Origin of the sequence: Amycolatopsis antarctica, assembly GCF_002262875.1 — a bacterium.
Lineage (GTDB): Bacteria > Actinomycetota > Actinomycetes > Mycobacteriales > Pseudonocardiaceae > Amycolatopsis > Amycolatopsis antarctica.
This window is the reverse complement of sequence record NZ_NKYE01000001.1, coordinates 255756-268516: the sequence shown is the minus strand read 5'-3', so window position 1 is coordinate 268516 and position 12761 is coordinate 255756. Positions and strand designations below refer to the sequence as shown.

Sequence of the window (12761 nt, the reverse complement as noted above, 5' to 3'; positions counted from 1 at the left end):
CGGTGACGCCGAAAGCCAACACGAGTGGTCTCACCAACGTGTTCCGTGGGTCCGAGGCCCGACGAGCCGGTCTCGTCACCGCGGGCCAGCTCCGAGGCCCATCGTTCCGCCGACTGTTCCAGGATGTCTACGTACCTGCCGACATCACGGTCACCCACGAACTCCGATGCCGCGGCGCGGCGTTGATCGTGCCGCCCCAAGCGGTAGTGACCGGGCGCTCCGCCGCCACCGTGCTCGGCGTCCACCTCGCCACACCCAATGATCCGATCGAGTTCGTCGTACCGGAGAAGTTCCGTTTCGGACCTGTCGATGGCATCCGAGTCCGCCGAACTGCGATACACCGCACGGAAACACGCACATGGAACGGCATTCGTATCGCGCGGCCCAGCCGAATCGCACTGGACCTCATGCTGCGGCTCTCGCCACGCAAACACGGCTGGATCAGGCGACTTCGTATCGCGGTTCCGGACGTCGACGCGTTCCTGCGCGCGGGACTTGTTCGGCGTGCGGCACTCGCGCGAAGTCTGCTGCGGCGCCGGAATCGAGGCATACGGTTGGCGAGGTGTGCCTTGGACCTCGCGGATCCACGGGCGGAATCTCCGCCCGAATCAGAGCTGCGCGTCGTACTTGCAACGGCGGGTTTCCGCGTGACCCCACAGTTCAACGTTCGATATCGGCGACGACTGCTCGGCAGGCTCGACCTCGCGATACCGGAGGTCAAGGTCGCGATCGAGTACGACGGACGGTGGCACCTTGCCCCGCACCAGGCCGCCCGGGATCGCGAACGCCGGGCCAGGATCGTGGCCGAGGGGTGGCGATTCGTCGTCATCACGGCGGAGCAGCTCGCTAGGGACTACGAGGCGATCGTGCGGGCCGTCTCGGATGCCGTGCGGCGCATTTAGCCCGCTAACTGCGTGGTTCGTGGAGTTCGCGGACATTTCTGGTCTGGTCTGCGCGGGCCGCCAACTCCTCGGGCGGAGGGTAGTCGACGCCGGCCAGGGTCAGACCATGAGCCGGCGCCACCGCGCTGTCACGCACACCGTCGTGAAGTAGTTTTGCCGGCCAGTCGACATGGCGACGACCGTCGCCCACCAGCAACATCGCACCGACAAGACTGCGCACCATCGAGTGACAGAAGGCGTCTGCTGACACCGATACGTGGACGTCATGCCGCCCGACTCGGCTCCAGTGGAAAACCTGCAGCTCCCGGATTGTCGTCGCGCCCTCACGTTGTTTGCAGAACGCAGCGAAGTCGCGCAATCCCAGCAGCATCGTTGATGCCGCGTTCATGGCGTCGACGGACAGCGCTCGCCGCCACGCCAACGTGTCGTGCCGTCGAAGTGGATCCACTCCCCACGGGGCATCGGCGACCTGGTAGCGATAGCGCCTGCGGATCGCGGAAAAGCGCGCGTCGAACCCATCCGGAGCCACGCTCGCGTCCAGGACCCGAACGTCCCCCGGCAAGTACCGGTTCCAACGGTGCCGCATCCGTTCCAGGTCCGGAATGCCTTGCCCATCGACTGGGAGCCGTCCCGACGACATTCCGCCCGCTAAAGGCGCCACGTCGACGTGCAGCACCTGTCCCGAGGCGTGCACCCCCGCATCGGTACGTCCGGCGACGACTACCGAGCGCGGCACGGCGGCGCCGGGGGGCTGCTTCGCGAGCGCCTCTTCGAGGGTGCCTTGAACGGTACGGCGGCCTGGTTGCCGCGCCCACCCGGAGAAGTCCGTGCCGTCGTAACTTACGTCCAGACGCAGACGAACGAGCCCGCCCTCCCCGTAGGGAGTGGCGGGCTCGTTCGGTGAATCGACAGCCGTCAGGACTCGTCCTCGGACTCACGCTGCGACGGCGGCAACTGGAAGCCCGCGGCCTCCGCGGCTTCGGCGCTGGCGAACCAGACCTCGGCGACCGTGCGGTCGTAGTGCGAGCTCCCCGGCACGTGGTACAGCTTCGAGCTGGCGTTACCCTTGATCGGGAAACCATCCGGCTGCGAACCGTCTTCCAGCGCCGCGTGGCTGCCCTCGCCGAACGAGATGCCGGCATCGGCCTCGGTGGCGTCAGCCGTGTCGGCCGGGGCCTCCTCAGCCTTGGGTGCCTCGGCCTTCGGGGCGTCCTTGGCGAACTTGGTCTTGCGCGCGGCCTCGGCCTCGGCGGTGGCGGTCTTCTCGGAAACCAGTTCGATGACCGCCATCGGAGCGTTGTCGCCCTTGCGGGGCATCGCCTTGGTGATGCGCAGGTAGCCACCGTTGCGGTCGGAGAAGAACGGTCCGATCTCTTCGACCAGCTTGTGCACGACGGCCTTGTCGCGGATGACCTTCTGGATCTCACGCCGGTTGTGCAGGTCACCGCGCTTCGCCTTGGTGATCAGCTTCTCGGCGAGCGGGCGCATCCGACGGGCCTTGGCCTCGGTCGTGGTGATGCGACCGTGCTCGAACAGCGACGTGGCGAGGTTCGCCAGCATCGACCGCTCGTGCGACGGCGACCCGCCGAGACGGGCGCCCTTCGTGGGGGTGGGCATCGATTCTCCTAGTTCAGCTCACAAGCCGTGAGACCAAGCGGTCCACAGTGGATGTCCACTGTGGACCACCAGCGCTGGCCTTACAGCTGCTCCGTCTCTGCGTAATCCTGGCCATCGTCGTGGCCGTTGTCCGAAATGCTGTCGGCGATCCCGTCGACACCCTCGGACCAACCCTCGCCGTCGTAGCTGGCCGCGGCGGCGGTCGGGTCGAACCCGGGAGGGCTGTCCTTCAGCGCGAGACCGAGGCCGACGAGCTTGAGCTTGACCTCGTCGATCGACTTCGCGCCAAAGTTGCGGATGTCGAGCAGGTCGGCCTCGCTGCGCGAGACCAGTTCGCCAACCGTGTGGATTCCTTCGCGCTTGAGGCAGTTGTACGACCGGACGGTGAGGTCCAGGTCCTCGATCGGCATCGCGTAGGCGGCGATGGTGTCCGCCTCCTGCGGCGACGGGCCGATCTCGATGCCCTCGGCGTCGATGTTCAGCTCGCGAGCCAGACCGAACAGCTCCGTCAGCGTCTTTCCGGCCGACGCGACGGCGTCCCGCGGCGTGATCGACGGCTTCGTCTCCACATCCAGAATCAGCTTGTCGAAGTCGGTGCGCTGCTCGACACGGGTGGCCTCGACCTTGTAGGTCACCTTCAGCACCGGCGAGTAGATCGAGTCGACGGGAATCCGGCCGATCTCGGCACCGGCCTGCTTGTTCTGCAGGGCGGGCACGTAACCGCGGCCGCGCTCGACGACCAGCTCGATCTCCAGCTTGCCCTTGCCGTTCAGCGAGGCGATGTGAAGGTCCGGGTTGTGCACGGTGACACCGGCGGGCGGGACGATGTCCGCCGCCGTGACCTCACCAGGGCCCTGCTTGCGCAGGTACATGGTGACCGGCTCGTCCTCCTCGGAGGACACGACCAGCTCCTTCAGGTTCAGAATGATGTCGGTGACATCCTCCTTCACCCCGGGGACGGTGGTGAACTCGTGCAGGACACCGTCGATGCGGATGCTGGTGACCGCCGCGCCCGGGATGGACGACAGCAGCGTGCGCCGCAACGAGTTGCCGAGCGTGTAACCGAAACCGGGCTCCAGCGGTTCGATGGTGAACCGGGAACGCGTCTCGTTGACCGTCTCCTCGCCGAGGGCCGGTCGCTGGGAAATCAGCACTTTCTATCTCCGTTTCCTGCCGGCATCCGCCATTTGACGCCGAAAGGGATGGCGAGGCGGCGGCGCACTCGGGGCGCCGCCGCCCGATCGCATCCGGGCCAGGAAGGCCCGGGTGTGATCACTTCGAGTAGAGCTCGACGATGAGCTGTTCCTGGACCGGAATCTCGATCTGTGCGCGCTCGGGCAACTGGTGCACGAGAACACGGAGTGTCGAGGGCACGACCTGCAGCCACGCCGGGACCGGACGCTCGCCGAGTGCTTCCTTGGCAGCCACGATGGGCAGCGTGCCGGCGGACTTCGGCTTGACGTCGATGATGTCGAACTTCGAGACCTGGAAGCTCGGCACGTTGACCTTCTTGCCATTGACCATGAAATGGCCGTGGCTGACGAGCTGACGCGCCTGCCGGCGAGTCCGGGCGATGCCGGCGCGGTAGATCACGTTGTCCAGACGCGACTCAAGGATCTGCAGCAGGTTGTCACCGGTCTTGCCGGTGCGACGTGCGGCTTCCTTGTAGTAGCGGACGAACTGGCGCTCGAGGATTCCGTAGCTGTAACGAGCCTTCTGCTTCTCCTGGAGCTGCAGAAGGTACTCGGACTCCTTGATCCGCCCACGGCCGTGCTGGCCGGGCGGATAGGGGCGACGCTCGAAAGCCTGGTCGCCGCCGATGAGGTCGACCTTGAGGCGACGCGAGATACGAGTCGCGGGTCCGGTGTAACGAGCCATTTCTTCTTACTCCTCCCCGTTCCTCAGACCCGGCGCCGCTTGGGCGGGCGGCAGCCGTTGTGCGGCTGCGGGGTCACGTCCTGAATGGTGCCGACCTCGAGGCCGGCCGCCTGCAGCGAGCGGATCGCGGTCTCGCGACCGGAACCCGGTCCCTTGACGAACACGTCGACCTTCTTCATGCCGTGTTCGGCGGCCTTGCGGGCAGCGTTCTCGGCGGCCATCTGCGCCGCGAACGGCGTCGACTTACGGGAGCCCTTGAAGCCCACGTGGCCGGACGACGCCCACGAGATCACCGCACCGGTCGGGTCGGTGATCGAAACGATCGTGTTGTTGAACGTGCTCTTGATGTGGGCATGCCCGTGAGCGACGTTCTTCTTTTCCTTGCGGCGGACCTTCTTGGCCCCCGCGCGAGTCTTCGGTGGCATTTCTGGGTGATTCTCCTCGTTAGCGCGAGTTCTCTTGGTGAGCGACTGCTGCTTCCCGCTGCCCGCGCCGGATCACGGAACCGGCGTCGGTGTAGAGCTGGCGCAGCGCCATCGGGCGGGCATAGAGCGCCTTGGGCGAAACACACGAAGCCGTACCGCGGCGCTGCGCGCCTGCGATGTGCACGACCTTCCTGCCCTGGATGCTCACTTCTTGCCGGCCTTCTTCTTTCCGGCGACCGTCTTCTTCGGGCCCTTACGGGTGCGAGCGTTGGTCTTCGTGCGCTGCCCGCGGACGGGAAGCCCACGACGCCAACGAAGGCCCTCGTAGCAGCCGATCTCGATCTTGCGCCGGATGTCGGCGTTCACCTCGCGGCGGAGGTCACCCTCGACCTTGTAGTGCTCTTCGAGGTAATCCTTCAGCTTCGCGATGTCCTCGTCGTTGACGTCCTTGACGCGGCGATTGCCGTCGACGGACGTGGCGGCGAGCATCTGCACGGACCGGGTCCGGCCGATACCGAAGATGTAAGTCAGCGCGATCTCCAACCGCTTCTCGCGGGGGAGATCCACGCCAGCGAGTCGTGCCATTGCTGGTGTGCTCCTTGTCTGGACTTCGCTTCAGGTCTGCTCCCCGACCATTCCGGGACCGACTCGCATGTCGTCCCGGCCGCTTTCACGACCGGTGTCCCGGCCCCGGCCTGAAGTCCGGGGGTGTACCGGGTCGCTCGCGCGACCCGGGAGGTGCGGGGAGGCTTCGTCTTAACCGTCAATCCGCTCTGTGACGAGAGCGGTGATCAGCCCTGCCGCTGCTTGTGCCGCAGGTTGTCGCAGATCACCATGATCCGGCCGTGACGCCGGACGATTTGACACTTGTCGCAGATCTTCTTGACGCTCGGCTGAACCTTCACGTCTCCTGCTCTCCTGCTTGGCCTCTGCTCGCCGTGATCACTTGTAGCGGTAGACGATGCGACCACGGGACAAGTCATAGGGCGACAGCTCTACGACGACCCTGTCCTCCGGCAGAATGCGGATGTAGTGCTGCCGCATCTTGCCGCTGATGTGTGCAAGGACCTTGTGGCCGTTCTCCAACTCGACTCGGAACATCGCGTTGGGGAGCGGCTCGATTACGCGGCCTTCGACCTCGATGGCCCCGTCTTTCTTGCCCATGTACTCCGCAATTCGTGATTGGTTGAGCGTTGAGTGCTTGCCTGGCGATACTCGACGCACACGTACGCCGATCCGATGCTCCAGAAACTTCGCAAGCGCGCTGGGATCGACGTCATGAGTACGCCGACTTGACAGTGTACGCAGGCCGTTTCGCACCGCGCGAACCGGGGCCGCACGTGGTAGTACACGCCACGCCTCGGCCCCGTCGACGTCCAGCGTACGCCACCGGCAGAGTGCGTTTAGCGGGCTGAATGTCGTCGCCGTCGCCTCGGGGGGTCCGATGTGTCCGGTATCGCGGGTCCCGACGGCCGCACCGAGCGCGTTTAGCCCGCTGAACGCGCTAGGCGGTCACCCAGGCCAGGCGGTACGGCGTCAGTATCAGTCGTGTTCGGGGGCGGTCAGAACCCACGGGCCGTCGTCGGTGATCGCGACGGTGTGTTCCCAGTGCGCGGCACGGGAGCCGTCGGCGGTCACGACCGTCCAGCCGTCCTCGAGTTCGACCGTCTCCCCTGTTCCGCCGGTGAGCATCGGCTCGATCGCGAGCGCCATGCCGACCTTCAGCCGAGGTCCCTTGCCGGGCTTACCGAGATTCGGCAAGAACGGATCCATGTGCATCTGGGTGCCGATGCCATGGCCGCCGTACTCGGCGATCATCCCGTAATCCACGCCGTCCGCAGCGGCGGCTCGCAGCGCCTCGGTCTCGATAGCGTGCGAGATGTCGGTGAGCCTTCCGCCCGCGGCCACAGCGCGAATCCCCGCCCACATGGCCGCCTCGGTGGCGGCGGACAGTGCCACATCGGCGGCCGAGACCTCGCCAACCAGGATGGTCACGGCGGCGTCCCCGTGCCAGCCATCGAGGATCGCACCGCAATCGACCGAGATCAGATCTCCATCGTCGAGCACCCGAGCCGAGGACGGGATCCCGTGCACGATCTCCTCGTTGACCGAAGCGCAGATCGATCCCGGGAAACCGTGGTAGCCCTTGAACGACGGCACGGCGTCAGCACTCCGGATCGTCTGCTCGGCGAGCTCGTCGAGATCCGCGGTGGTCGCACCGACCTTCGCCGCTTCGGTCACGGCGTCCAGCGTGCGCCGGACGACAAGGCCGGCGGCGCGCATGGCCTCGATCTCGCCACAGGTCTTGATCTCGATCATTCGCCCACGCTTCAAGAACCGGAGCCCTTTCAGACCGCTCAGATTCACGAGCGGTCGCGGAGGGCGTCCAGCACGCGGGTGGACACCTCGCCGACCTCGCCGACACCGTCAACGGCGATCAGGATGCCGCCGTAGTACTCGAGCAGCGGCGCCGTCTCCGAGCGGTAGACCTGCTGGCGGCGGCGGATGACGTCTTCCTTGTCGTCGGAGCGCCCACGGGAGAGCAGCCGTCCGACGACGACGTCCTCGGCGACCTCCAACTGAATGACCGCATCCAGCTTCGTTCCCGCGTTGACCAGCATCTGACCGAGCACGTCGGCCTGCTTGGTGTTGCGCGGGAAGCCATCCAGCAGGAAGCCCGCCTTGGCGTCCGGCTCGGCCAGACGCTCACGGACCATCTCATTGGTCACCGAGTCCGGCACCAGTTCACCGGAGTCGATGTAACGCTTGGCCTCCTGCCCGAGCGGCGTCTGCTCCCCAACATGGGCACGGAACAGATCGCCGGTGGAGATGTGCGGGATGCTGAGGCGCTCGGACAGCGCGACCGCCTGGGTGCCCTTGCCGGCACCAGGAGGGCCGACGAGAACCAGACGCGTCATCGGAGGAACCCTTCGTAGTTACGCTGCATCAGCTGGCTTTCGATCTGCTTCACGGTGTCCAGACCGACACCGACCATGATCAGCACAGCAGTGCCACCGAACGGGAAGTTCTGGTTGTTGCCCTGGCCGGTGATCGACAGGAAGAAGTTCGGCAGAATCGCGACGATGCCCAGGTACAGCGAGCCGGGCAGGGTAATCCGGCCGAGCACGAAGCTGAGGTACTCCGCGGTGGGGCGCCCCGGCCTGATGCCCGGGATGAACCCACCGAACTTCTTCATCTCCTCCGCACGCTCGTCCACGTTGAACGTGATCGAGATGTAGAAGTACGTGAAGCCGATGATCATCGCGAAGTACAGCAGGATGTGCAGCCAGCTGGACTGGTTGACGATGTAGTTCTGCAGGAAGACCTTCCAGCCGGATGCCTCGTTGGGGTCTCCGATGAGCTGGCTGAGCAACTGCGGCAGGTAGAGCAACGACGAACCGAAGATCACCGGGATGACACCGGCCTGGTTGACCTTGATCGGCAGATACGTCGACGTGCCGCCGTACATGCGACGGCCGATCATCCGCTTGGCGTACTGCACCGGGATCCGGCGCTGCCCCTGCTCGACGAAGATGACGCTGGCGATGATCGCCAGGCCGAGAAGGCAGACGAAGGCGAAGACCAGGCCTCCCTGCGACTCGAGGATGTTCGCACCCTCGGCCGGGATCCGGGCCGCGATGTTCAGGAAGATCAGGATCGACATGCCGTTGCCGATGCCACGCTCGGTGATGAGCTCACCGAGCCACATCATGACCGCCGTGCCGGCAGTCATCGTGATGACGACGATCGCCAGCGTCCAGACGCTGTTGTCCGGGAGCACCGGCTCGGTGCAGTCCTGGAACAGCTGGCCGCGGTCGGCGAGTGCGACGACACCCGTGGCCTGCAGGATCGCGAGCGCGATCGTGAGGTACCGGGTGTACTGCGTCAGCTTCGCCTGGCCGGACTGGCCCTCCTTCTTCAGCTCCTCGAACCGCGGGATGACGACGGTGAGGAGCTGAACGATGATGCTGGCAGTGATGTACGGCATGATGCCGGTCGAGAAGATCGACAACTGCAGGAGCGCCCCGCCACTGAACAGATTCAGCAGCGAGTAGATGCCCTGGTCGTCGACTTGCGCCTGGCACGCCTGCACGTTCGGGTAGGAAACCCCGGGAGCGGGAGTGACCGCACCCATTCGGTAGACGGCCACCACCATCAACGTGAAGAAGATCTTCTTGCGCAGATCAGGCGTAGCGAGAGCCGAGCGGAAGGCGCTGAGCACGCGGGGGACCTCCTCGGCGTCGCCGGTTCTCGCACCGACGATCGGCTTGGCCGGGGTGAACCGGCAGGAACACGATATTCACTGGCGGGCAAGCCAGGAGCGCTCCAGGACACACCGGCCCTGAAGCGTGTCGCCGACTCTAACAGCACCCTTGAGGGCAGCCACACGGCGTGCGGCATTTACCGACGGACGTCGGTCCAGGTGGTTCTGATTCCGCCGACAGCGATCAATTTCGGCCCCCTCGGAGGGTTGCGCGAAGACGTCCCCGCCCAGCGGGAACACTGCCGTGCAATGCCTCCTTGCCCGGTACGTCTAGGGGCGCGACACGGGCTCATGCGCGATCGGCGCACGGCAGGTGGGTTGACCGGGCGGGGCGTCACGGTGGGCAGGCGGCGAGGTGGTCCCGGCGTTTGCTCGTCGCCGCGACGGCAAGGCTGTACGTCGCGGTTGTGCGGCGTACTCGGCGACCCTTCGGGTGAACGGTCGGTCCGGACGGAGCGTGGACACGACGTCCGCGGCAAGCGCTCGCTCGTCGGAGCGGTGCGGGGCGACGAAGCCGGCCCGAGTCGCAGCCGTCCGCGAACCCGCTCGCGGCAACCCGGTGCCGTCTCGGCGAACAGAGAGCAGCGCCTCCAACGATGAGCCGACGCCGCACTGACGCCTCGCACCTGCCTACGGGGCTACCGGCGCACGACATTCAGCCCGCTAAACGCGCGGTCGACACCAGGGAACCCGGACGGCGGGGCGGACGAGTGACGGGTAGCGATCCGTGCCGGTTGCGTTGGCGGGACGGGCCCGGGCGACATTCAGCCCGCTAAAGGCGCTACCCGGGCCGGACGGAAACGCGAAACGGCCCGCCTGGATCCTTTGCGGGATGCGGGCGGGCCGTTTCGAGGTGATCTGCCGGCTTGGTGGCCGGTGTCGATCGTGGTGACGCTCAGTTGACGGTGGCGGAACCACCGGCAGCTTCGAGCTTCTCCCGCGCCGAGGCGGAGAAACCGTCAGCAGTGATGTTCAGCTTGACGCCGTTGAGGTCGCCGTTGCCGAGCACCTTGACGAGCTTGCCCTTGCGAACGAGTCCCTTCGCGACGAGCTCCTCGGCACCGATCGTGCCACCGTCGGCGAACACACGGGCGATGTCGCCCAGGTTCACCGGCTGGTATTCGGTGCGGAACCGGTTCTTGAAGCCGCGCAGCTTCGGCAGACGCATCTGCAGAGGCATCTGCCCACCCTCGAAGCGGGCGGGCACGTTCTTGCGAGCCTTCGTTCCCTTGGTACCGCGACCAGCGGTCTTGCCCTTGGAACCCTCACCACGGCCGACGCGAATCTTGTCGGTCTTGGATCCGGGAGCCGGACGCAGGTGGTGGATCTTGATGGCCGTCATGACTTGACCTCCTCGACCTCCACCAGGTGGCGAACCGTGTGGATCAGGCCGCGGTTCTGGGGAGTGTCCTCACGCACCACAGACTGCCGGATCTTGCGCAGCCCGAGGGTGCGCAGGCTGTCCCGGTGGTTCTGCTTGGTGCCGATCTTGCTCTTGATCTGAGTAACCTTGAGCTGAGCCACGTCAGACCCCCTGCCCCGCGCGCTGACGCAGCATCCGGGCCGGAGCGACGTCCTCGAGCGGCAGGCCACGACGCGCGGCCACCTCCTCGGGACGCTGCAGACCCTTCAGCGCGGCAACGGTCGCGTGCACGATGTTGATCGCGTTGTCGCTACCGAGCGACTTGGACAGCACGTCGTGCACGCCCGCGCACTCCAGCACCGCGCGAACCGGCCCACCGGCGATGACACCGGTACCGGCGCTGGCCGGACGGAGCAGCACGACACCGGCCGCGTCCTCACCCTGGATGGGGTGCGGGATGGTGCCGGCGATGCGGGGAACGCGGAAGAAGTTCTTCTTCGCTTCCTCGACACCCTTGGCGATGGCCGCGGGAACTTCCTTGGCCTTGCCGTAGCCGACGCCGACCTGACCGTCCCCGTCGCCGACGACGACCAGCGCGGTGAAGCTGAAGCGCCGACCACCCTTGACGACCTTGGCGACGCGGTTGATCGCGACGACACGCTCGATGTACGGGGTCTTGTCCTGGGCCGCCCCGCCACGGCCCCCATCGCGACGGTCGCGACCGCCACCGCGACGGTCGTTGCGGTCGTTGCCGCCCTGACCGCCCGGGCCGCCCTGCTGCTGACCGCCGCCGAATTGCCGTGTACGTCCCGGCATCAGGCGTTCCTTCCCTTGTAGTTCATGATCAGAACTCCAACCCCGCCTCGCGGGCGGCGTCGGCCAGCGCGGCGATCCGGCCGTGGTAGGCGTTGCCACCACGGTCGAACACCACGCTCGTGACGCCCGCGTCCTTGGCGCGGGCCGCCAGCAGTGAGCCGACCTTCTGGGCCTTGGCCTTCTTGTCGCCGTCCAAAGCCCGCACGTCCGCCTCGACAGAGGACGCGGCGGCCACCGTGTGGCCGGCCAGGTCGTCGACGAGCTGCACGGCGATGTGCCGCGAGGACCGCTTCACGACCAGGCGAGGCCGCTGCGGGGTCCCGCTGATCTTCTTGCGGAGACGGAAGTGCCGACGAGCCTTGGACACGCGACGCTTGGTCGAGACGTCCTTGCCGACCGGCTTCTTCTTCTGCGTCGGTGTAGAGCGCGTTTCAGCCATTGGTTACTTACCCGTCTTTCCGACCTTGCGGCGGATGCGCTCACCTTCGTAGCGCAAGCCCTTGCCCTTGTAAGGGTCGGGGCGGCGCAGCTTGCGGATGACCGCCGCCGTCTGGCCGACCTTCTGCTTGTCGATACCGGAGACCGAGAACCGGGTCGGGCTCTCCACCGTGAAGGTGATGCCCTCCGGTGCGGCGATCTTCACCGGGTGGCTGTAGCCGAGGGCGAACTCGAGGTCCGAACCCTTCGCCTGCACGCGGTAACCGACGCCGTGGATCTCGAGCTTCTTGGTGTAGCCGTCGGTCACGCCGACGACCAGGTTGCTCACCAGTGTGCGGGTGAGACCGTGCAGCGAGCGGCTCTCGCGCTCGTCGTCCGGGCGCTTCACCGCCAGCGTGCCGCTCTCGTCCCGCTCGACGGTGATCGGCTCGGCGATGGTGTGCTCGAGCGTGCCCTTCGGGCCCTTGACCGAGATGTGCTGACCGTTGATGGTCACCTCGACCCCGGAGGGGACGGGAACCGGCAGCTTTCCGATACGTGACATACCTGTTCCCTCCCTTACCAGACGTAGGCGAGGACTTCGCCGCCCACGCCGTTGCGCTTGGCCTGCCGGTCGGTCTGCAGGCCGGAGGACGTCGAGATGATCGCGACGCCGAGGCCACCCAGAACGTTGGGCAGGTCAGTGGACTTTGCGTACACCCGCAGGCCGGGCTTCGACACGCGCCGGAGACCGGCGATGCTGCGCTCACGGTTGGGGCCGTACTTCAGCTCTACGACGAGGTTCTTGTGCTTCTCGCCCGGCTCGTCACGAAAGCCGGAGATGTAGCCCTCACGCTGGAGGATCTCGGCGATGTGCGCCTTGAGCTTCGAGTGGGGCAGCACGACCTCGTCGTGGTACGCCGAGTTCGCGTTACGCAGACGAGTCAAGAAGTCTGCGATCGGGTCGGTCATCGTCATGGTGACCTGTCAACCTTTCTCGCCCTGGTTCCCTGCCCGGGGGCAGGGCCTGTGGCGAACTGGGATGGGCCCACGTCGTGGCGGGTCTACCGCCACTGTGG

19 protein-coding genes are annotated in these 12761 nt (G+C 66.3%); 1 reads left to right on the top strand and 18 read right to left on the bottom strand.

The window, feature by feature from the left end; translation table 11 throughout:
- The first annotated feature begins 647 nt into the window (after positions 1 to 647).
- A complete protein-coding gene (locus CFN78_RS29690) occupies positions 648 to 902 on the top strand; it encodes a DUF559 domain-containing protein (RefSeq protein WP_240519192.1) in 255 nt (84 codons plus the stop codon).
- Between the two features lie 4 nt (positions 903 to 906).
- Here CFN78_RS29690 and truA read toward each other — a convergent pair whose 3' ends face one another.
- From truA to rpsH, 18 genes are all read right to left on the bottom strand, one after another.
- A complete protein-coding gene (gene truA, locus CFN78_RS01425; RefSeq protein ID WP_205660413.1) occupies positions 907 to 1752 on the bottom strand; it encodes a tRNA pseudouridine(38-40) synthase TruA in 846 nt (281 codons plus the stop codon).
- Between the two features lie 65 nt (positions 1753 to 1817).
- A complete protein-coding gene (rplQ, locus tag CFN78_RS29685) occupies positions 1818 to 2519 on the bottom strand; it encodes a 50S ribosomal protein L17, sunset domain variant (protein ID WP_094860683.1) in 702 nt (233 codons plus the stop codon).
- Between the two features lie 80 nt (positions 2520 to 2599).
- The gene (locus tag CFN78_RS01415) at positions 2600 to 3673 is read right to left on the bottom strand and encodes a DNA-directed RNA polymerase subunit alpha (RefSeq protein ID WP_094860682.1); all 1074 of its coding nucleotides are present in this window, start codon (positions 3671 to 3673) and stop codon (positions 2600 to 2602) included.
- Between the two features lie 118 nt (positions 3674 to 3791).
- Complete coding sequence (gene rpsD / locus CFN78_RS01410) at positions 3792 to 4397, bottom strand: 30S ribosomal protein S4 (RefSeq protein ID WP_094860681.1); 606 nt, start codon at positions 4395 to 4397, stop codon at positions 3792 to 3794.
- 23 nt (positions 4398 to 4420) lie between these two features.
- Positions 4421 to 4822, bottom strand: coding sequence for a 30S ribosomal protein S11 (gene rpsK / locus CFN78_RS01405; RefSeq protein ID WP_094860680.1), 402 nt, complete (start codon positions 4820 to 4822; stop codon positions 4421 to 4423).
- A gap of 19 nt (positions 4823 to 4841) precedes the next feature.
- Positions 4842 to 5030, bottom strand: coding sequence for a hypothetical protein (locus CFN78_RS01400; protein ID WP_094860679.1), 189 nt, complete (start codon positions 5028 to 5030; stop codon positions 4842 to 4844).
- Complete coding sequence (gene rpsM, locus CFN78_RS01395; protein ID WP_094860678.1) at positions 5027 to 5407, bottom strand: 30S ribosomal protein S13; 381 nt, start codon at positions 5405 to 5407, stop codon at positions 5027 to 5029. Before rpsM ends, CFN78_RS01400 begins: the two co-directional genes overlap by 4 nt.
- A 206-nt stretch (positions 5408 to 5613) precedes the next feature.
- Positions 5614 to 5727, bottom strand: a complete 114-nt coding sequence (gene rpmJ / locus CFN78_RS01390) for a 50S ribosomal protein L36 (RefSeq protein ID WP_091673789.1) — start codon at positions 5725 to 5727, stop codon at positions 5614 to 5616.
- Positions 5728 to 5764: 37 nt separating this feature from the next.
- Positions 5765 to 5986 (bottom strand): translation initiation factor IF-1, encoded by a 222-nt coding sequence (gene infA, locus CFN78_RS01385; RefSeq protein ID WP_009948665.1) that lies wholly within the window; start codon positions 5984 to 5986, stop codon positions 5765 to 5767.
- Between the two features lie 378 nt (positions 5987 to 6364).
- Positions 6365 to 7141 (bottom strand): type I methionyl aminopeptidase, encoded by a 777-nt coding sequence (gene map, locus CFN78_RS01380; RefSeq protein WP_094860677.1) that lies wholly within the window; start codon positions 7139 to 7141, stop codon positions 6365 to 6367.
- Positions 7142 to 7185: 44 nt separating this feature from the next.
- Positions 7186 to 7740, bottom strand: coding sequence for an adenylate kinase (locus tag CFN78_RS01375; RefSeq protein ID WP_094860676.1), 555 nt, complete (start codon positions 7738 to 7740; stop codon positions 7186 to 7188).
- The gene (gene secY / locus CFN78_RS01370) at positions 7737 to 9044 is read right to left on the bottom strand and encodes a preprotein translocase subunit SecY (RefSeq protein ID WP_094860675.1); all 1308 of its coding nucleotides are present in this window, start codon (positions 9042 to 9044) and stop codon (positions 7737 to 7739) included. The genes CFN78_RS01375 and secY overlap by 4 nt, the downstream gene beginning before the upstream one ends.
- Before the next feature lie 937 nt (positions 9045 to 9981).
- Positions 9982 to 10428, bottom strand: a complete 447-nt coding sequence (gene rplO, locus CFN78_RS01365) for a 50S ribosomal protein L15 (protein WP_094860674.1) — start codon at positions 10426 to 10428, stop codon at positions 9982 to 9984.
- A complete protein-coding gene (gene rpmD / locus CFN78_RS01360) occupies positions 10425 to 10610 on the bottom strand; it encodes a 50S ribosomal protein L30 (RefSeq protein ID WP_094860673.1) in 186 nt (61 codons plus the stop codon). The genes rplO and rpmD overlap by 4 nt, the downstream gene beginning before the upstream one ends.
- 1 nt (position 10611) lies before the next feature.
- Entirely contained in the window at positions 10612 to 11265 is a 654-nt protein-coding gene (rpsE, locus tag CFN78_RS01355) for a 30S ribosomal protein S5 (RefSeq protein WP_094860672.1), read from the bottom strand.
- A 28-nt stretch (positions 11266 to 11293) separates the two neighbouring features.
- Positions 11294 to 11704, bottom strand: a complete 411-nt coding sequence (gene rplR, locus CFN78_RS01350; protein ID WP_094860671.1) for a 50S ribosomal protein L18 — start codon at positions 11702 to 11704, stop codon at positions 11294 to 11296.
- A gap of 3 nt (positions 11705 to 11707) precedes the next feature.
- Positions 11708 to 12247, bottom strand: coding sequence for a 50S ribosomal protein L6 (rplF, locus tag CFN78_RS01345; RefSeq protein WP_094860670.1), 540 nt, complete (start codon positions 12245 to 12247; stop codon positions 11708 to 11710).
- Between the two features lie 14 nt (positions 12248 to 12261).
- Positions 12262 to 12660, bottom strand: a complete 399-nt coding sequence (gene rpsH, locus CFN78_RS01340) for a 30S ribosomal protein S8 (RefSeq protein ID WP_094860669.1) — start codon at positions 12658 to 12660, stop codon at positions 12262 to 12264.
- Positions 12661 to 12761 lie beyond the last annotated feature (101 nt).